This window comes from Paenibacillus sp. FSL H7-0716, from assembly GCF_038002705.1.
Taxonomy (GTDB): domain Bacteria; phylum Bacillota; class Bacilli; order Paenibacillales; family Paenibacillaceae; genus Paenibacillus_AQ; species Paenibacillus_AQ odorifer.
In genome coordinates, this window is sequence record NZ_JBBODA010000012.1 from 105,487 (window position 1) to 126,225 (window position 20,739).

Annotated in this window: 17 protein-coding genes; 3 read left to right on the top strand and 14 right to left on the bottom strand. The window is 42.3% G+C overall.

Going from position 1 to position 20,739, the window contains the following annotated elements:
* Position 1: 1 nt before the first annotated feature.
* From MHH60_RS16910 to MHH60_RS16935, 6 genes are all read right to left on the bottom strand, one after another.
* A complete protein-coding gene (locus MHH60_RS16910) occupies positions 2-3,367 on the bottom strand; it encodes a hypothetical protein (RefSeq protein ID WP_076136837.1) in 3,366 nt (1,121 codons plus the stop codon).
* Positions 3,368-3,549: 182 nt separating this feature from the next.
* Entirely contained in the window at positions 3,550-4,302 is a 753-nt protein-coding gene (yaaA, locus tag MHH60_RS16915; RefSeq protein ID WP_076136839.1) for a peroxide stress protein YaaA, read from the bottom strand.
* Positions 4,303-4,398: 96 nt separating this feature from the next.
* The gene (locus tag MHH60_RS16920) at positions 4,399-4,647 is read right to left on the bottom strand and encodes a hypothetical protein (protein ID WP_076136841.1); all 249 of its coding nucleotides are present in this window, start codon (positions 4,645-4,647) and stop codon (positions 4,399-4,401) included.
* 31 nt (positions 4,648-4,678) lie between these two features.
* On the bottom strand, positions 4,679-6,235 hold the full coding sequence (locus tag MHH60_RS16925; protein ID WP_076136843.1) for a glycosyltransferase family 39 protein: 1,557 nt from the start codon (positions 6,233-6,235) through the stop codon (positions 4,679-4,681).
* A gap of 236 nt (positions 6,236-6,471) precedes the next feature.
* Complete coding sequence (locus MHH60_RS16930) at positions 6,472-7,341, bottom strand: aminoglycoside phosphotransferase family protein (RefSeq protein ID WP_076136845.1); 870 nt, start codon at positions 7,339-7,341, stop codon at positions 6,472-6,474.
* Between the two features lie 52 nt (positions 7,342-7,393).
* Complete coding sequence (locus tag MHH60_RS16935; protein ID WP_256715177.1) at positions 7,394-8,281, bottom strand: spermine/spermidine synthase domain-containing protein; 888 nt, start codon at positions 8,279-8,281, stop codon at positions 7,394-7,396.
* Positions 8,282-8,764: 483 nt separating this feature from the next.
* Between MHH60_RS16935 and MHH60_RS16940 the strand changes: the two genes are divergently transcribed.
* Positions 8,765-10,288: a flavocytochrome c gene (locus tag MHH60_RS16940; protein ID WP_036684833.1), complete on the top strand. Its 1,524-nt coding sequence runs from the start codon at positions 8,765-8,767 to the stop codon at positions 10,286-10,288.
* 83 nt (positions 10,289-10,371) lie between these two features.
* Here MHH60_RS16940 and gnpA read toward each other — a convergent pair whose 3' ends face one another.
* The gene (gnpA, locus tag MHH60_RS16945) at positions 10,372-12,534 is read right to left on the bottom strand and encodes a 1,3-beta-galactosyl-N-acetylhexosamine phosphorylase (RefSeq protein WP_076136847.1); all 2,163 of its coding nucleotides are present in this window, start codon (positions 12,532-12,534) and stop codon (positions 10,372-10,374) included.
* A 12-nt stretch (positions 12,535-12,546) separates the two neighbouring features.
* Positions 12,547-13,566, bottom strand: coding sequence for a glycoside hydrolase family 88/105 protein (locus MHH60_RS16950; protein ID WP_076136849.1), 1,020 nt, complete (start codon positions 13,564-13,566; stop codon positions 12,547-12,549).
* A 425-nt stretch (positions 13,567-13,991) separates the two neighbouring features.
* Between MHH60_RS16950 and MHH60_RS16955 the strand changes: the two genes are divergently transcribed.
* Positions 13,992-14,933 (top strand): helix-turn-helix domain-containing protein, encoded by a 942-nt coding sequence (locus tag MHH60_RS16955; protein ID WP_076136851.1) that lies wholly within the window; start codon positions 13,992-13,994, stop codon positions 14,931-14,933.
* A gap of 14 nt (positions 14,934-14,947) precedes the next feature.
* Here MHH60_RS16955 and MHH60_RS16960 read toward each other — a convergent pair whose 3' ends face one another.
* The 4 genes from MHH60_RS16960 to MHH60_RS16975 form a co-directional block, all read right to left on the bottom strand.
* On the bottom strand, positions 14,948-15,706 hold the full coding sequence (locus tag MHH60_RS16960; RefSeq protein WP_076136853.1) for a hypothetical protein: 759 nt from the start codon (positions 15,704-15,706) through the stop codon (positions 14,948-14,950).
* A 554-nt stretch (positions 15,707-16,260) separates the two neighbouring features.
* Complete coding sequence (locus MHH60_RS16965; RefSeq protein ID WP_076136855.1) at positions 16,261-16,467, bottom strand: hypothetical protein; 207 nt, start codon at positions 16,465-16,467, stop codon at positions 16,261-16,263.
* Between the two features lie 22 nt (positions 16,468-16,489).
* Entirely contained in the window at positions 16,490-17,059 is a 570-nt protein-coding gene (locus MHH60_RS16970; RefSeq protein ID WP_076136857.1) for an SF0329 family protein, read from the bottom strand.
* The gene (locus MHH60_RS16975; RefSeq protein ID WP_076128545.1) at positions 17,041-17,406 is read right to left on the bottom strand and encodes a winged helix-turn-helix transcriptional regulator; all 366 of its coding nucleotides are present in this window, start codon (positions 17,404-17,406) and stop codon (positions 17,041-17,043) included. Before MHH60_RS16975 ends, MHH60_RS16970 begins: the two co-directional genes overlap by 19 nt.
* Before the next feature lie 191 nt (positions 17,407-17,597).
* Between MHH60_RS16975 and MHH60_RS16980 the strand changes: the two genes are divergently transcribed.
* Positions 17,598-18,131 carry an NAD(P)H-dependent oxidoreductase gene (locus MHH60_RS16980; RefSeq protein WP_076136859.1) on the top strand — a complete coding sequence of 178 codons (534 nt, stop codon included), beginning with the start codon at positions 17,598-17,600 and terminating at the stop codon, positions 18,129-18,131.
* 73 nt (positions 18,132-18,204) lie between these two features.
* Here MHH60_RS16980 and MHH60_RS16985 read toward each other — a convergent pair whose 3' ends face one another.
* Both MHH60_RS16985 and MHH60_RS16990 read right to left on the bottom strand, forming a co-directional pair.
* Complete coding sequence (locus MHH60_RS16985) at positions 18,205-19,371, bottom strand: DUF4317 domain-containing protein (RefSeq protein ID WP_036684821.1); 1,167 nt, start codon at positions 19,369-19,371, stop codon at positions 18,205-18,207.
* Positions 19,372-19,529: 158 nt separating this feature from the next.
* On the bottom strand, positions 19,530-20,651 hold the full coding sequence (locus tag MHH60_RS16990; protein WP_076136860.1) for an NAD(P)/FAD-dependent oxidoreductase: 1,122 nt from the start codon (positions 20,649-20,651) through the stop codon (positions 19,530-19,532).
* Positions 20,652-20,739 lie beyond the last annotated feature (88 nt).

A 20,739-nucleotide genomic window follows, 5' to 3' on the forward strand; every position in this document is an offset into this window, starting at 1 on the left:
ACTAATCTATCGCCGTCCAAATATTTAGCGCAAGTGAGCGAACCGCAAGGTTCGTGTGATCTCTGTACAACCGCAGACGCTCTGCAGGCTCTGGACTCCACAATAGAGCACTTCCGGCAACTTCAAGTAGCGAAAGTCCAATATACTGAGATTCGTAACGGCTCTCAGACCCTAGAACATCTACAACTTCCAATAAAGTTTCCGGACTCCAGTATCCCGTGCTCTCTTCTAAATTATACGCGACCTGCTTATAAACATCGCTTAATAGCTGGGGCTGATTTGAAATAGTGGCAACGATCCGATTCAGATAATTGGCGGATTCCTCCACGTTATTCCAGTCTATTGCTGCTATATACAATTTCATCACAGCTTGCTGTAAGGTCTCATCAGATGCCAGACAGTCAATCAGATCCGTATACAAAGGGATAAGGTGCATCCGGGTGATTTTTGGCAAAGCTATCAGCTGGTTGACTAATTTCAGTAGACGTTGCCGATGAGGCAAATCTCTTTTGGCAGTAGCGTTCCAATCATCACTTATCGCTGCACTAACCAGTCTCTGACATACACCAACTACTACCTCATTGATCTTACCATCGCGACAGGTTTCTACCAGCGTGTTCATAGCAGTTTCCCATCTAGTGCTGTCTTCCAAATCCGTAATAGACTGAGCGGTGGCAGCTGCAACAATCCCTTCATTTCCATTTGTCCACCGCATCATAGAAATGAAAGCATATCTGCAAATATACGCATCCTGGTGCCTTGCAATTTCAAGGATTAATCCTAGATAACGTGGTCTATAGTCTAGCGGAAGAGCATTAGGCTGTTGAGATAATAAACTTCCTGCGATGTCACTTTCTGAGGAAGAAGCCATTGTACTTAACATATCCCAAGCGCGTTCATCATCTAAAAGCTGTTTCGCAGCATGCCCTATGGCTATGATTACATCCTTGTGTGCATTGGGTTTCTCGAACTCGTTCATCAATAGCGGAAGACTGTCATCGCTTCTATAAGCGCCCAGTAAGCGGATGGCTTCTTTTCTGACAGTGATCTTCAGCTTATCCCGATTCAGCAGCTCTTTCAGCATGGTAACCAGTAACACCGGATTCACCCTGCGGATGCATCTGGGTATCGAGTACATGGCTACACGGGCCCGGTCCCCATCCAGATTCTCCAGCAGAACGGGAAGTGCCTTCTCCGGTTCTTCCGTAAGTGAAAAGGCATGAAGTGCAGCTTCTACTACAGTTACTTCCTTATCCTGCATAAGCCCAAGTAACCTATCCGAACCGAGATCAGGCATGCTTGCCATGATCTTAATAACGCTTGCACGCTCCCAAAGATTACGTTTGGCATCATATGCAATTTTTTCTAATAAGGCACTTAAAGCTTGTTGCTGACGTGGCAGCCATCTGTGGAATCCATCCGCGGCCGGCACAAGATAGATAGTTTTGCCTGATAGGAACTTGCCCTTAATGACAGCCCCTGAAATAAAAGGATCGAGCCATTCCTGACGCTTCAGATGCAGATGCTGGAACACTTCATGGATCGTAATATACGATTTATCTAAAGCTAATAATTCCTTAACTCTGGCATCACTCGTTGTACGAGGCGCAAGCCAGTATCTGGCCGCTTGTATGGCTGTAGAATCTGCCTTTGCCCTCGTTGCTTCCTTTAACAGATTCTGAAGTTTTATGATGCCGTACCCTCTTTTACCGAATGAGCTAGCTAGGCTTAACACCAGATTGTAGTCTTCTCTTTTGTTGGCCTGTACAGCTAATGTATAAATTTCGTCGAAGATAATCTCTTCTACTCCCCGGGGTAAATTCTTCTCCAATGATGGAAGGGAAAGCTGCCCATTCTGCTTGGCCAATTTCTGAATCGTCTTTAAAGAAAACTTAAACAGCTCACCTTGAGGAAGTAATGCGTTATGCCGGAGAATAGCAAATGCCAGTTGTTGAACGGAAAATTTTGTACCATATGAAGTATCTCGGGCCTCTATAACACTATCAACAAGCAAAGTAAGCTCTTGTACATGGGTATCCGTGAACACAGACGCAGGACTTTCCGATAGCTCTTTAAACACAGCGCCCCGGACAGGATCCTGATCATTTTTAATCCGGCCCAGGTACACCAAAGTTTCATTCATGCCCTGTCTCGACAGAACGGTACTTCTGATCAGCTGCATAAGCGCCGTGGCACGTTCGTCTGCACTGGATACCTTTGCTGCTTGTTCAAGTCCCGCTCTTGAATGAAGAATAGAACGGCAAGCTGTAAATCTGACTGTTCTCTCCCGGTCATCATTGATTTCACGAAGGGCAAGCATCCGGGTGGCTTCCTTGTCACGCAAGGCATGCGGTAATACATACAGTAATCTTTCCGGAAAAATACGTTCATTGCGTTGATCTTCTTCATACACAGCATCAAAAATGACCTTGCGGTTAGAAGGTGCAATATTATGAAGCAGCTTTGCTATGTGCATAGGGTGATCTGCGAGTAGTTTCGCTATCTCAATCCATTGATCAATGGATAAATATTTTTTCCTTTTAAGAACAGCTTCAGGAACGCCATAAGAAATCAGATCGCTCCGCGACTCCGTTCGTGTTAACAGCTGATACACCTTATTAGGATTTTGGCGTACAAGCGTGCCAAGCTGTTCTTTTAAAGCAGGATGTATGATGCCCATGGGTCCATGATTCAGCGCACACTCCAGCACCAAATCTGCCTTCAGATTGCATAGGATCTCCAGAGCTGATGAGAATCTCCACCAGACATAGCCTTTTTCCCTGAGTGGTGTGCTTTCCAGTGTTGTTGCAAAGTATTCCGCTACTACGTCAAGATGCCGGCTGGATAATTTCTTCCAGTCTTTTATGGCATACCCGATATCAGCAAGCCATTTACTTACCGTTGCCGAATAACAGGCCTGCAATATAATTGCGGCTTCCTCCGCTCCCCACCGGGCATACACTATAGGCAATAAGCGTTCCGCTAATTCCTGACGGTTAATCTGTGAAATACTGTGCAGCAGCTTGCGACGGCAATCATGGGATAAATGGGGGAGCTCACGTTCAATATCAGCATCCGAAGCCACCTTTGCCAAAAGACCCGCAGCCGTATTTCTGATACTTGCCTTGGGATGCCGCAGTGCTGATAGAATAATAACAGCATCTTGTGTTGCAATGGCGCCGATTAAGGCAAGTCGTGCTTCATAAACGCCATCCTCCAGCAAAGAGGCTAGTAATTGGGAGTACTGGACAGATCCGAGATGATCACGGCCTAAGATTGCTACTTTTTTGATTCTGTCAGAATAGCCTAGCGAATCCAATTCTTTAAGTAAGCTCTGTTTATCCAATGGATCTCTTTTGAAAATCATAAGTCCTCCTCGTTAACCTGTTCTTATTCCACCCGAACTTTATTCTCTATACCCTAATCTATCCCCTTTAAAAAAACTAGAAATCAGCATCTGGTTTCGTTGTTTCGTTGACCAAAAAATAAAGGTAACCCTGAAGCCGGTTATTCAACCTCCTTCAGAATTACCTTCATGTACTGCTTGCTCTAGTCATTCTTTTTCTGAATAAACACATACGTACTCTCATCCGACAGCTCATCAGCAAAGCTGAAATCAAATCCGTCGAAGCCTTTGATATCCTCCACACAGCTGATTTGCCGCTCAGCCATGTAGCGTACCATTTCACCTCTGGCCATCTTGACCAGGGTCGCTCTCTCTACTACCTTACCGCCGATCTCCTGCCCGAATATACAACTAACCATTCGAACGTTCCCGCCAATATAAGGGGAGATGCACTTGCTGTATTCCTTAGAGGCCAGATTCAGAATGATATCAGTCTCCGACAATAGCTGATCTGCCAGCTTCCTGTTCCAGAACTCGTAGATAGACTTGAAACCAGGTCCGCTAAGCTTAGCCTGCATCTCCAGCCTGTACGGAACAACGCCGTCAAATGGCCGGACGATTCCATAGAATCCGGACAATATCCGTAAATGCTGCTGAAGATATTCCAGCTCCTCCATTTGAAGTACCCCGGGTGCCATGTACTGGTACTGGATACCCTCATAAGAAAAAATAGCCGGTGTAAGATTCCGTGTTACATCCATATCCCGAATCCGTTCCACATTCAGCGTGGCGATGGCATCATTGCATTTCCATAACGATTTGGCTTCTTCATAATTCAACTTTTGTAATAAGGCCAGAAGAGTCTGCGACTCGCTTATGAATTGCGGCATCTGGCGGCAATCCAAGAAATCCGTATCCATCTTCATCTTCTTGGCAGGCGATATAATGATTCTCATGGTGCTCCCTTTTCTTACCCCCGCGGGGAATTTAAATGTAACCTTATCCTATCACACTTAATCTTCGTAGGCTTGGGGCAAGTTCATGAAATTTGTTCACTGCCGCCCACTTTGTGCGCCACCGCCATCTGTACCTGGGTTGCCGTTTCTCCTTGTCCCACCATTCATGCCGGGAGATCCGCCCCCATCTTTACCCCGCCCGCCGGTGAAGCCCTGTCCCCCGTTCGCTCTTGACCCGGAGTCAGTACTCGCTATCTTCTGTGCGGTAATAGCATCGCAGGAGACGAGCACCATGGAACAACTTAGCACTGCTATGAGCAAAGCGAAATATCGCTTGATCCGCATCTTTGAATCCCCTCTTTCCGAGCGAACATAGTTAACGTGGAAAATATCTTTTTAACATATAATCGTATACGTCCTTAAAACCCATGTAGGATAATACGATCAGCAGCGGATACACCGGGTAAATATACCGGGACTTGATCTCCCATAAAAGATAGAATCCGATAAAGCCCAGCACCACAAGAATCAAAGAGGTCTCTTCAAATCTTTTGGCTCTTATTCCACCAATTAAGCGAACGAGTATAAATACATACATCAGAAAATTCAGGACATACAGCAGCCACAACATTCCGCTTCTATAATTGGAGTCTGCCTTAAACAAATCCGTAGCAGCATTAGTGTAGCTATAACGGTCCATGACAAAGCCCATTCTTCCCCCGTTACTGGATGATCCGTCGTTTCCGAGCCCATATCGTTCCATCTGGTAGGTTCCTTCCGTCCAGGTCCAAACGATTTTTTTATAATACATCTTCACTAAGTCACTTAGGCCCGCCTCGGAGAGTTTATTACGGATTTCTTCTTTAAATAACTCCGTACTTTCTGCCTTATTATAATTTGCATCCTGCTGATAGATAGCGTAGCTCTCCCGGTTGTCCCAGAACCCAAACGTCTCCAGATTGATCCCCATATTCAGCCACATGTAGACAGGTGCAGAATTTTCGTTCATCGGTTCATCTACAACATTCGTCGCCTGCAGCACAGCATTTTGCGTCCAGCCGGGAACATTAAACAATATGGCCGTGATAAACAAAGCGCTAAAAACCTTTTTCACCCCGATAGAACGTATGTTAAATAAAAGACCCGCCACCACGGTAATCAGAAAAATAACACCGATACTGCGGAAATAGTTGCCTATTGCCAGTAAGAGAGCTGCGAAGAGAATATCCTTAATGGACCTTCTTTTGATAAATCTTATGGCAAAATATAAAGCACTTGTCAGGAAAGCGGTAGCGGTCACATCGTTATAGATAAAATTACTCATAAACAATGAAGGGATATAGGTTGCGGCAAACACGAGGATGCCATAATCCTTATCCTTGGACTTATAATTGAGCTCTTTATACAGCATGTAAATCATTAATGAGGTTAAGAGTGAAAACAGAATATTGAATATTTTGATTACCAGATAATTATCCGGAAAGATCAACAACAACGTCTTTAAATATAAAACGATCGAAAAATTAAACGGAAACATATGCAGATAGCCGTTCGTGTCAAACGACGAATAATCATTCCTGTACAGCATGTCGAGTGCCAATGAAAGCACTGTCTGCGAATCATCCGTCGGCAAGCGTGGAAACAGAAAGATAATCACCATCTGGATTGCAAAAGAAAATAGCAGTGTGGCTGGAATGACTATTTTCCAACTGTACTTATTAAGCTTCAGGCACATTTTATACAAAATAACGCTTAATGCCAGCACCACTGCGATCACTAGAATAAAAAGACCCAGCTGTTGTCTCTCCAAAATTGGCGTGTCCCCATATACGAAATAATTATATTTCGCCCTAATAAAAAAGGAGGATGCGATAAAAAGACCGATAAAGAATGCAAGTATGAGATACAATGTTTTTTGAATTCCTCTTATCATGGAAAACCTCCTTTGCGCAATCGAAAGCCCTTTACAATCCACTGTCCCGATTCATAAAAAGCATTATAAACACCCAAACTGAAAATCCAATGAAAATCGGATATGTGGGAATTCGCAAAGAAGAGATTTAGAAAGAGGGGTACGCAAATAGACCGCCCACTCACAAAGGCATGCGGTCTATCTGTCGTGTCCTATTTGCTGAAGCCTACCGCTTTTAAAAGCGGATATTGCGTACATCAGAAGAATTTACTATCCATCTTTTTTAAAAACCGATTATCAGCGATTAAACTTTTCACTCTCTTCGTTGTATTAGGCCCTTTCGGTGTGCTACCTCTTCTATTCAGCAAAATCCACCGTAGACATGCCCAGGCTTCAAAGATTTCAAGTTCTTCCTGATCTATATCATTTTCCAATAGATAAGCAGATCGGAACACATCAGCATAACGCTCGGAGATATATATTTTCAGCAGAATAAGTGACCAGGCAAAATCATATCTAGAGTCTCCCAACTGGCCGTTCGTCCAATCAATTATGGTATATCGCTCTTTATCCTCCACTATATTTCCGATATGAAAATCCCCATGAATGATACAGTCTTGCTTCATTGGAGTTTGCTCAACAAGAATAGTCAACACATTATAAATATCAGATTGTTCTTTGGCTTCAGGGAAAAAGTAGCCGATGAAATCGTATTTTGGCAGTTGTATATTTCCAATCTCTTCAACGCGAATTTTATGTATTTTTGCTAATAGGTTTGCGAGTTCCTTCATTTTCCGAGTATTCATTTTATGAATAGGGGTTCCGTCAAAACCTGTTAACAACACCTTATATCCCTCCGGATTGATTCCCCAGCCCACTGGTTTAGAGACGGCTACTCCTCGTTCGGATAGAACATCCAATAAACGATATTGAAACTGGACATCCGGTCTGGATTCCTTATTCCATGTTTTAAGTACATAGCTCTCTTGATCAGAATTAATCCTTATGACCTCAGCTTCAAATCCTTGATCCATTGTATGCGCAATTAAGCTGTCTTCCTGATTTAATAAGTCGTTTATGATTTCGTTGTGCTCTAGCCAATTTATGATAGATATAGGAGTTTTCAAAAATGGGTTCTTCCTTTCAGAGTCAGCTACAACAGATTTACGCAACTCAAAATTACAAATAACATAAAATAGATTGTTCTATCCAGTACATAAATACAGTATCCGGGCTTTCCTTTTCAAACTTTTTCATTTTTAAATACATATCCATTCCATCAGAAACATCATGCCATAAATCCGTAAATACAAAATCATATTTTTCCTTAGACATATGTTGTTCTGCATATTCGAAAGCATCTGCTTGGATAAGCCTGATCTTATGAGCATTACTGAATTGTGGCAGTACATATTTATTAAATAGATCAATGACATCTTGATTTTTTTCAACAACCGTTATGCTTTCAACATTAACTTTTTCAGAAACCATATAAGCATAATAGCCAAGTCCAAGCCCAAACGTAAGAACATTCCCACACGCTTTATCAACAGCTTCTTTCATTGTTTCTATTTCATTTGGCGTGATCGTCATCCAGATTCTGTCATTCTCCAAGACAGCCGGGAACATGAATTCAGTTTGAAAAAAACCAACCTGAGGAATTTGTCTTCCCTCTTCTGTCCGGATGATATCATTGCAAACAAAACCTTCAAAAGGTTTATATTTTTCATATTTTAATTCACTATTATTAATCTTTATAGTGGGTATCTTGATATTTTTATAATATGGATTGTCATAATATTCATTTGCATCAAGCTTATGAAGCATATTGCTAAAATATTGGTTGAACAATTCCTTATCATCAACATTATCAACCGTATCCATCCCAAAAGCAGCAGCCAGCATTAAACCAAAAGCGTATTCATAAGATACACCACAGTTTACGATTTCTTCAATTTCTTCTTTGTTAATAAAGTCGGGGGTATTATTCAAATAGCGGCTTAGTAAAGCAAACACTTTATAGTTATCCTCTTTTACTTTTTCTTTTATTACATTATTAAATTCCATATTCTCACCTATTAATTAGAATTTGTTTCTATGTCTCATGTTAGTCTTTCCAGATTGACTAGTAGGCAATACTCTCATTTTACCATTTAAAAATCCAGAAGAACAAAAACCGCTTTACTAATCCGTGACAGTTACCACTTCTACAGTGAGAAAATCTCACGCCAAATCTTCTAGTTATATGGTTTATGGTCCATTTTCCGCCTAATCCGCTCAATATTTCGTTACCCTATGTTAGAATAGACGACTTGTATAATTTGTGAAAACTTTCACTAATAGTCATGATTGATGGTATACTTAATAAGAAGATGAACTAAAGAGAATAACGATGGAAACTGTGGACGTAACCGTAGAAGATTTGAAGTTAGGAGAATAACAGCGACGCGCGCGCTTCTCCACTTCCAACTCCCTCTGATACTTCCTTTCTTTTTTGTCGGGTTCTTTTGGTACATCTTAATAGAGAAATATAAAAGTGGAGGGTTAACAATGAAAAAGAAAGCAGCTGGTGCTCTGAGTCTCGTCCTCTCTGTCATGCTCGTTACCGCAGGTTGCGGTAATGGAAACGACAAGGTGAACGAGAGCAAGAGTAATAACAACGAGAAAAAAGAAGTTGAAGCCGTCTCCGGGGCATCTGAAGCAAGCTACACACCATTCGATCAATTAAAAGATAAATATGATATCATCATTGTCGGTGCGGGTGGTGCGGGAATGTCCGCAGCGCTTGAGGCCAAAGAGAAAGGCATGAACCCTGTTATTTTGGAAAAAATGCCGGTTGCCGGCGGGAACACAACCAAATCCTCTTCGGGAATGAATGCTTCTGAAACGAAATTCCAAAAAGAACAAAACATTGAAGACAGCAATGATTTATTTTATGAAGAGTCATTAAAAGGTGGCCATGACACTAACGACAAAGAAATGCTTCGTTTCTTCGTTGATAATTCCGCGAGTGCGATCGATTGGCTGGATTCCATCGGAATCCGCTTGAACAATATCACCATTACAGGCGGCATGAACGAAAAACGTACACACCGTCCTGAAGATGGCTCTGCTGTGGGTCAATACCTTGTCAAAGGTTTAGTGAAAAACGTACAAGAGAAAGAAATCCCACTTTTTGTGAATGCTGATGTCAAAGAAATCACTGAAAAAGACGGCAAAGTAAATGGCGTCAAAGTCCTCTTTAACCAAACAGAGGAAAAAACAATTACGGCAGATGCTGTCGTTGTAACCACTGGCGGGTTCGGTGCCAATATGGATTTGATCTCCGAGGTAAGACCTGACTTGGAAGGCTACGTTACTACTAACCAAATCGGCAGTACCGGAGACGGCATCAAGATGATTGAGAAACTCGGCGGCACAACCGTCGATATGGATCAAATCCAAGTTCACCCGACTGTGCAGCAAGAAAAATCCTACCTCATCGGCGAAGCTGTTCGTGGGGAAGGCGCTATCCTTGTTTCCAGTGAAGGCACACGCTTCACCAACGAATTGGATACCCGTGATAAAGTAACGGCTTCCATCAATACACTGCCTGAAAAAGCAGCTACGCTGGTCTTTGATTCCGGTGTTAAATCCCGTGTGAAGGCTATTGAACAATATGACAAAATGGGCTTCGTGATTCAGGCGGATTCCATCGAAGCTTTGGCCAAAGAAATCGGTGTTCCAGAGGATAAGCTGGCAACAACGCTTGATACTTGGAACAGCGCCGTTAAGAATAAAAAGGATGCCGAATTTGGCAGAACTACAGGAATGGACAATGACCTGTCCACTGGTCCTTTCTACGCTATTAAAATTGCTCCTGGGATTCACTACACCATGGGTGGTGTGAAGATCAATACGAACACAGAAGTTCTGAATAAAGATGGTGAAGCTATTCCTGGTCTGTTTGCGGCAGGTGAAGTTACAGGCGGCTTACACGGACAAAACCGGATTGGCGGCAACTCTGTTGCAGAAATCATTATTTTCGGCCGTCAAGCTGGGATCAAATCTGCTGAATTCATAAAAGCAAAATAAGTAGATACTAGATACTATAGGCCTCACAGCAAAAAGCTCAAGCATCGGCAAGTTAGCCGCTGGCTTGAGCTTTTTTAATGTAATTAATCGCCAATAGTTCGGATAATAGTATCAAACGGATCTAATTCCAACGTTTGTTGTCCATATTCTGTATCAATCGTAGTTTTTTGAAGCTGGTCGCTATTGTTAATCACGACGAGTATTTTACTTTCTGGATAATACGCACACTCTGTATATAAATTATCCGTAATATACTTTGTGTCCTTTAACTCATTCCCGGCATAACGAATCACATTTAACAGCAATCTTGTATTTTCAAAGCTTAAGGTGAAAGAAGGCAGGTAGATCCCCTTTCCTTTACCAAAGGCATGGGCAGACAATGTTATCATCCCACTCTTTTCACACAATACCGCTGCCGAGCCATCCGTAAGATAAATGTTATTTTTAGGTGTTATGCTGGCTCCTTCAGGCACTAAATCTTGCTCATCTCTAGCCTCAAATGTCCATCTTCCATGAGCTACCTTGGAGCCTGTATCCTCATCCAGACCAAGCACATGGGCCATTCTGAAAAAGCTGTCATAACCTTCAAGCGCCGAAGGCTGATTGACACCTATAAAAGTACCGCCCTCATAAACCCACGCTGTCAGTAAGTCCACGCACTTATGGTCACTCCAGTATTCTCCGCCACTCCATGCTGAACCTGCCGAGCCGGCATTAATCACTACATCACACTCTTGTAATACTCCCTTACGGATATCTTCAAAATCAATGAACTGGACTTCAATCGGCAATCCGGACAAAGCCTCATTGATATGAATCAGATCATGCATATACGTTTCATGGAAATGCCCGGACAAAGTCCACGATCTCAATTTACCCCAAGTGTGTAAAATGGCTACCTTCGTCTTAATGTGATACGGTTTGCCTTTATGATGCAGCTCTTTAATTTCTCTGAATTCATCCGCGATCTTTTCGATATAATCACAAAAATCCGGATAAGGCTCTACAAGATGCAAATATCCGCCCAGTCCAATCCGATCTATAGGCTCTCTGAGCAAGGCGCGCCGGATATTAATCCAATACTTTTTGGCATCGAGCGTAGGGTTACCTCCCTCCATAAACGTAGGGAGCCCTCCCAATCCAACCGGAAATAAATAGGGATGCAGCCGAATCTCATGGGTATCTACTTTTACACCAGAACAAAGCCTTGCCTCATACCCTGAGAACACACATTTAATCATCCCGTCAAAACCAAACTCCTCAAAACGGTCATTGTAAGGCTCCATGCCAACCCAACTATCATCATAGAAGACATACGCCAGCTTATCGTGCTTATGCACAATATCAATTAATTGCTTACCAAATTCGATGACAAAATCATTGATAAATGCCATATAGTCCAGCTTCCGCTGCTGCGCCGGGATATGACTGACCCGATATTTCCCACCATTCACAAAATCCTCGGCCGTGAGCGAATACCCATATTTTTTGGCAAACAGATCAAGCGCTCTTGAGCTTACCGTAAAATCATATGAACCCCAGTCCGAGAACAAATGGCGATTGCGCTCATCACTGCCCCAGATCCAGGCGAAATTATAAAAGAGGGAGGTAAACCGAACCACTGTTGTTTCCTTATGCTTATGACACCAATCTTCTATCCAATGGAGTAAATATTTTTGCGTTTCTACATAGATGGGATCGATCTGCATCAGATGCTCTTTTTCCCAGTGATTCGTGGTGTGATTGTACATGGAGATCTCTTCCCAAATCCGGTAGACCATGAAGCTGACTGTGTATTTATGCCAAGGTGCAATTCCGGTAATGACTACATTTCCCGATTCCCGCTCATAATTCCACTGTTCTCTTGGAACCTCTTCGCCCGTCGTTCGGTCAAAAACCTGCCAGTACTTAAACGCCTCTTTGGAATCATTCACTCGGAATTGTTCAGCAAAAAAATCCTCCATCAGATAGATGGATAAATAATCTTGTACCGCTACCTTCGGATTAGTTATTAAAAAGCTCTGCTGCAGCTTGTCTGAATTCTGTGACGCCCATTCGTTGTGATCTCTGATGATGCAGATTGTAGAATAAATGCCGTATCCTGCGTTGATAATCTCATCGGACAACTGTGTGCCGTCACTGTCACGGATGACATCAGCACCCCAACGTTCAGCTAATTCCAGGGTCAATGCCTCATAACCGGATTCTCCCGGCAGTGTAAAGGCCCCCGTTGTTTTTTTGGACAACTTGGATCCCTCCTATTTAAGCATATCGGATAGAAAAGCTAATGCTAAGCCTTGACCCCAGCCTTGAATCCAGTCTTTTGGAATATTGCGGTATCCTTCCCGATCCTTCATAACCGCTGTTCCGCCAGAAACACCTAGTACCCGTCCATCATCACTGATATTGTTCAAAATACCTTTCAGGGCCTTTTGCACATATTTGGTATGCAGCGGGTTGCCGTTATTGATCATAGCAGCCGCAATGCCGCAAGACGCGGATACTTCTTCATAAGACTCCTCATCATCTAGTACAGTCCGCCACAGGCCGTGCTCCGTTTGCACCAGCTTGAGTGCGGCCAGTTGATCGCGCAGCGAACACTCTACGTCCATACACTGGGGATACAAATACCATTCTTTCAAAAGCTTTTTAACTTGCGACATAGTGTATGCGCCCCAAGCATTCGCTCTGCCCCAGAATAGTCCAGACATGTGATCCTGCTTCACATTATTGTAGCCGTGGTACCAAAACCCGCTGCTAGGATCTTGCAGGTATTTGATATGCCAATAATATTGATTCAAGGCATCTTGGATCATTTCCTGATCCTTTAATTTGCTTCCTACACGGAGCAGGAAAAATGCCGCCATAAACAAGGTATCCGCCCATGCCTGTTCTGGAAAATCATTAGAAATAGAGACGGTATGCTGCAACACATGATCTCCGAATCTAAGCGCATTGTTCTGCAGATAATCCACTTTGCTCATCACAATATCCCAATACTTCTGGTTACCTGTTTCTTCATACAAGGTGATCAGCATATGGCCCATAGCACAGGTGTTAACTGTCCAATCCGGCAGACCCAGCTCGATATATTCATCTGCCCACTGGACAAGCATATCCAAATACTCTTTATTTCCTGTAGTTTCATAAGCTCTGGTTACCCCATAATAAGCCACACCACAAGGCCAGTCCCATGTTAAATCCATCGCCATTGTTTTTCTGACCACTTTATCGATGACCCTTAAAATCTCTTCTCTGTCATAAGTTAATTGAAGCATCTTGTTTCTCCTCTCTTTCGCACACGCCCCCAAAGGCGCTTGAGAGCTGTCCGTCCACATTGTAAACGCTTTACTAACTCTATTGTAAGTAGTAAAATGGTCTGATTCTAAGCATATTCATAACTAAACTGTGCAATTTCAACCATTAACTAGTAGTTCTTATATTTCGGGATTGGCCGTGACTACAGAGAATGTTTGGACTTCCGGCCGCTGTTGTCGTAAGAATTTCTTGATTTTATACCGCTCTTCGCGGTGGAAATCTGCTGACAAAGGCGGACGCTAACGCTCCTACAGTTCCAAACTTCTCCTCCGCCACTTTTTTCCCAAATTGTATAATATCAAGTTCTCTTTATATAGTTGAATTTGATATAACGTTAACCTATAATCTACTCAACCTACGTAATAAGAATGGGAGTATTGAGAATATGCCCAGAAAAAAGAAGCCCATCATTGAATACCGCCACTACAGCTTACCGATAAACTTTCCTATCTTGCTGTTAAGCGGTGAACGTTGGAAGATTTCTGATATTAAAAGTGAACATCTGCATTTCCATAATCATTTGGAGATTGGCATTTGCCATTCGGATAGCGGCATCATGGAGATCAAAGGAGAATCTGTGCCTTTTAAAGCCGGAGATGTGACCTTCATCCCTAGGTATCTCCCTCATACAACTTATAGTTCGCCGAATGAAGCCAGTCTGTGGTCTTATATCTTTTTTTCGCCTGAGGATCTTTTTCAGCAATCCTTCAAGAGCGCTTACAGCAACTTTGAGCCGAATCTGTGGGCAATTAAGGGAACAAACTGTATTTTGAACAAAGAGGAACATCCCAAGGTTTATACCCTTGCGACATCGGTCTTAGAGGAATTGAAGCAAAAAAATCCTTACTATCAAGAAAGTGCCTACGGCTTATTGTTATCGCTTTATATAGAGCTTCTTAGAATTCATTCCCGGAATGAGCCCTTGGTTAGTCAAGAAACAGAGCATAGCCTGAAGGGCGATTTTGTCATCTCACCCGTTCTGGAATACATCACTAAAAACTACATGATGCCGATTACCATCGATTTTTTAGCTGATCTGTGCCACCTAAGTACCACTCATTTCCGCAGGAAATTCCATGAGATTATGGGGTCCGCACCTCTTGACTTCCTAAACAGTACCCGTATTGAAGAGGCCTGCAAGCAGTTAAAAAGTACGGACGATTCCATTCTCTCCATCTCTGAGCAAGTCGGTTTTCAGTCCATATCCAGCTTCAACCGATGTTTCTCCAAGCTTATGGGTGAGTCACCTAAACAATGGCGTAAAGGCGCACAATCCGAAGCACAATCCGCTAAAGCTTCTATTTTGGAGTTTACGGGGTGGGTATGATCCATTGGTCTATTCTAGATCAACTTTCTCCCGATCGTTTTATATAACATGGTTCTTATCTTCTTTAACTGCGCAAAGTTTTCTTCAAATGAAATGCTGTGGGTCAGTGCCAGCCCTTTTGAGAAATCTTTTTTATATAGAAAAATTGATTCCAAATACAAACCTATAACATGAATCTGGTTCCAAGTAGGATAACTTGAATTATGATAGAAGACAGTCAGCGTTTCTAATGCATAAAAATTATGACACCATCTCGCTTCCTCCATTATGTACTTCATTGCCGGTCCGTTATTGTTAATCATTATGTCCCGGAATTCATCTATATGATTAGGCTGAACATCGACATATTCAATTGCATAAAATGGCTTTACATGTCGTTTTCTCGCGCCTTCCCCTGGTGTAGGGTACGTACTGTTTGGTGTAGTTACAAGTAACTCCATACGGATTGTTTCGAGCACGAAAGGTATATTCACATTTTTCAAGTTAGGTAAAATGATTTCGGCATCTTCTTTTTCCTTGATCTGCATTAGGATAAGATAATCCCATATAATGAATTCTCCATGTTTTTCGGCTGTTTTGTTATGACTGTAAACTGAAATATCCTCCACAGCATTATTTTGAGTCATGGATCCTAGAACGTCTGTGAGTTGGCTCTTTATTTCTTTTTTCATATGCTTTTTATACTTCTTATCGACTCCGATACTCCAAGCAATATAATAAGTATCATTTTGTGGTGTCAGTTTTAGATTCTCTACGCTTATTTTCTTATCCATTTCTGTTTCCCTTTCTGTACATGTCCCCAGCCATCGATGTATAATTCGTCTAAGATTTCTAATAGCTCAGGAGGGGTTTGAAGCAAGGCTGCTTATGATTAATCGTAACGCTGCTTCCCAATAAACGCAAATAAGCCACCCCCTATGAACTGCCCCATCAGGCACAACAAAAAGGCATGCGTCCGGTACACTACCGAATTCATACCTAACAATTCACCTAATAAAATAAGCTGTTATGTGATAAGGCTAGCCTTTACTTGACCTCACAAAATCTATTTAACAAGGGAATGATTTCTTCCTTGCTCATAGGGGCGTCGTGCCCCGGGATATACGTAGTAAATGAAAGAGTCGATAAAAACTCAATATATTTTTTCATTTTTATCGGATCAATTTTACCTTCTCCATGATAATAATCCCCGCTATGTGCATCACCTGCGAATAAAACTCCCGCTTCATGTGGCCCTCCTACCTTTATAATCTGGCAAGTGGTGCCCCCTAAATCCAGCGTTAAAGCATCCTCGAAAATAATATTTCCTGTGCTAACCTTAATCTTATCAAACGTGCGTGATCAAAGCATATTTGGGACGTGGCAGATTGTTATCATCCAAACACTTTATAAAGGCATCTAAATGCGATTTTGAATTGCCACAATCAATCATAATTGAAAAGCTGTCACCTAAAACATATCCCAAAACAGGTCTGTCTGTTTCTCGGACACTTTCCAAATAATAAATAGAGTCATTTATTTTTTTGAGTTCCATCCTATGGGTTCCTCTCCTGTATTCACAATGTACTACGCCGTAGTTCATAAAAATATTGCACAATCGGATGCTTTAACTGCATCTTCTCGCTCATGTTTAAAATCCGCTTTTTCCCAACCCGTCTGTCCACTAAAGCCAGAATATTCAATAAGATATCATCGCTCTCTATGCTTTCCTCTATAGAAGTAGATAAAAAATTATTAGCTATAACGATAAAATTCGATTTACTTAATGAGGTCTGTGCTGACAAAAGCTCCTTTGCAACTTCTGATATCTTTCTGCTTCTTGCAATGACTATTAGACGATCCTCCGGGATGATCCCTTTACTATCTTTTCTAACCGCTTCGATGTCTTCAGGATGGATTGGAATTTGGAGTTCTGAATCATTCTTAATCTCCTGCTCCGTCTGATACCATCTGATTGAGCTAGTTCTATCATTCATATTGAGTACGTTCTTTTTATCTACCGAAATATAACAGCTCCCTGATTTATCAGGTAAATAACGGTAACTGCTTGCACGATATTCAACCTTGCCGGATAACGCAGGACAGAGAAAACTTTCCAGTTGTTGCTTTAATTTGCTCCAGGACATGTATCCTCCAACAAGACGATCTCTTCTCCTCGTCTTTGTCTTATTTTTATATTTTCTTTTCCCCAAGAACACATAACATCCACGATCTTATTGGCTGTAACGCCATATTCCGTGAGGCTGTATTCAACTTTTGGCGGCATCTGCTGGTACACGAATCTTTTGACAAGCCCATCCCTCTCAAGTTCACGAAGCTGCTGGATCAGAACCTTTTGTGAGATGCCCTGAATATTACGCTGTAATTCACTTGTTCTTTTGGCACCGGACATCAAAAAGCAAATGATCAAAGCTTTCCACTTTCCGCCGATGATTTCTAGTGTTGCCTCTATCCCTAGATGATATTGTTTCATAGAATAACACCTCGTTCATGCTGATCAAATTAAGCTTACTTAAAACTTCATTGTTGCATATATTTTTTTCGGAGTCCAGTACACACCTCGAAGTAACCATCTTACTTTATTGTGTGTATTTTCTTTTTTTACAACCTGCAAGATAATAATAATATTCATAAATAGTATAGGCCTGAGAATGGAGATTCATCATGAAAACACTAGTGATTTTGGCGCATCCGGGCCTTGAGAATTCGAGGGTCAACCAGCGCTGGAAAGAAGAACTGCTATTATATCCCAACGACATTACCCTTCATGAGATTTATAAGGAGTACCCTGACTGGAATATTAATGTTCCTAGAGAGCAGAATCTAATGGAAGCATATGACCATGTGATCTTTCAATTCCCGTTGTATTGGTACAGTTATCCGCCGCTATTAAAAAAATGGTTTGACGATGTGTTGGCTTACGGGTGGGCTTATGGATCAAACGGGAATAAGCTTAACGGGAAAAAGTTAGGGCTGGCCCTGTCCATTGGTGATAAAAAAGAAAATTATCAGCCAGAGGGCTCTGTTTCTTTTACCGTAGACGAAGTGATCGCACCCTTTAACGCCAGTGCCAAACATGTAGGCGCAGAAGCCCTACCGTACTTTGCTGTTTTTGGAGCTTCATTCCAAGCCAGCGATGAAGAAATTAATACTAGCGCAAAAGAATATATCGAATATATCTTTAATCACCGTATTTGACACAAAAAAAATTGGGCTATCCTTAGTCTTGTTCAAAGACTTTAAGGATAGCCCATAACATTGTTGAAGCGGTCTAAAGATTCTCTGTAGTAAGTGTGAATCCTTCGATCACGGCATCTTCGTCAACCTCAATCAAAATGCAGCGTCTCCCATGATAATTCACTTGCTTCACATATTTTAAATCCTGCGGGCTGACCGAAATCGTAGCTACCTTTGTATCGATCTTAATCGATTTGGTAGTGAATTTCGGCATTACGCTGCTCGCCTTCATCTCATAATGCTTATCGTCAACGATCGTTTCAAACGCCCGTTCCACTTTTTCCATTGTCACGTTCTCTACGCCACTTACCGTCAGTACACGTTCCAGATCTCTATAATCGAGCATTGGAGGTTCTTCCTTATCGTCGTTGGTTTCGATGACCTGATGGATCTCCTCGTACACCTGTGCGAGAGTGGTTGCATCAAGCTGTTCGCCCGCCACTTCCTTCACGATGTCTTCGAATATAGCTCTCTCTTCCAGAGCCGTATTGGATCTTTCGGCATTCAAGACCTCTCCGACAAAATGCGGATCCGGGAAGTTCGATTTCCCCGTACAATACAGAATGCGGTTCACATCGGAATAATTGTCCGTCACGCTTGGGTAAAAGAAACCTTGCTCCGGCGTACTTAACTTGACAATCGGATCTACAATGACATTGTACTTGAACTCCCGCTCCACGTAATCAAACAAGAGAGCTTTCCGTTGTTTCTCCGTGGAATTCACGCTGCATAGGATAAAAGGATGCGCGAATAGTTCGTTTTTCTCACTTTCCTCGGCTTCATCGTTTCTATCTTTAGTCGGGCGGAAATACTGTCCGCGAACGAAAGTGATCACCGTATCCCGTTCATAATGAGTATCCGCCATCATTCTGTCCACCAACAGCAGCATCAGGTCCTGCCATTCATCCGGATCCCCTGTCACCAAAGCTTGATGAAGCATCACCTGCGCTGGCTCCTCCGCTTCCGCTTGAAACTTCAACTCGAACAATTTCTGATCCAGTTCACCGGTCAGGAGTTTTTTGAAATTGCCCATATACAGCTCCTGCTTCTCTCTGTCCACCATTCCAAACGGCTGGCGCTCCCAATGATAGATCTCGTTGCTTTCCTTCATAATATACACGTTGAGAATATCGTAAATACTCATTAAATCGTGATCCAGCTTAAATTGCTTGCGTATATGCGCGACTTCTTTCTTTATCATGATTCGTTAGACAACTCCTAGGAAGATTAATTGGTCTTTTCAGTATAAAGGATAAAAAAAACCTTCGCTATATTAGTTGAAGTTAAGATTTTTCTATTAAAGTAAGTGCGTGACTGCGGTGAATGTTTGGACTTCCCCTCCATTCGTGCTCGTACTCATCAATTTATTGCATGCTCTAATGCATAGTCTTCAAGCTGAATATCTACCTGTTGATTCATGGCCAGCTTGGCTAGCTGCTCACCAAGAAAGGGTCCCATCGTTAATCCGGATGACCCTAGTCCATTAGCAACAATTAGTTTATTCCATCCTTGGACCCTGCCTAACACGGGAAGAAAATCTGCAGTAAAAGGACGGAACCCTACTCTTATCTCATTTAGGCTACAATCCGCAAGGCCGGAAGCCGTTTGCAGACCTTTATTTAATATTTCTTGCATTCCCCCTGCGGTTACAGCAGTATCATAACCTACGACATCATTTTCGTGAGTAGCACCTACAACGATATTTTGATCCGCAAACGCAAGGATATATTGATCTGTAGGCGGCATTACCACAGGCCATTGCTCTGTACTCGCTTGTTGAGCAAGCTTCAAATGCATAATTTGAGCTTTTTGATAACGCACCTGGAGCATGATCCCAAGCGGATGAAGCAAAGCGTTAGACCAAGCCCCTGCGCACACAATCACTTCATCGGCTGTGAATGTCTGTTCTCCTACTCGAACCCCTTTAATTTCATGATCAGCATACTCTAAAATAGCATCGCCCTCAATCATTTGCGCACCGTTACGCTGTGCCGCTCTTAGCAAAGCATCACGTAATTCACGACCGTCCACTCTTGCTGCACCGGATACATGAAGCGCATGGTAACCTTCCGACAATAAGGGAAACTTCTCTTGTGCTTCAAGATCCGTCAGCATCGTAAGTTCCCCTATTTCAGGGGCGTCCTCTCTGCGCAGCTCCGCTCTTTCTTTCATCGCGAGTAACTTTTTCAAATCCTCATGGATACATATCGCTCCAACTTTTGCGTATCCAGTCTCGGTTTCTCCAGCCTCTTCTAACTCTTGAATAAGTGCCGGATAAAAGCTTGCTCCCGCTTTAGCAAGACGATACCATGCTTTGTTTCTGCGTTGAGATAACCATGGACAAATAATCCCTGCTGCTGCATCCGTTGCTTGTCCAACATCCTTACGATCTATAATGATGACCTCAGCACCTAACTTACTTAGCTGATAAGCTGCTGAAGCCCCTAATATCCCTGCACCAATTACAATAACCTTGTTCATATTCGAAGTCCCTTCAGTTATTCATTTTTTAATCATTCACTACTTACCCATTGTATCTTAAATTTGACATTTATAATGAATTATCGTA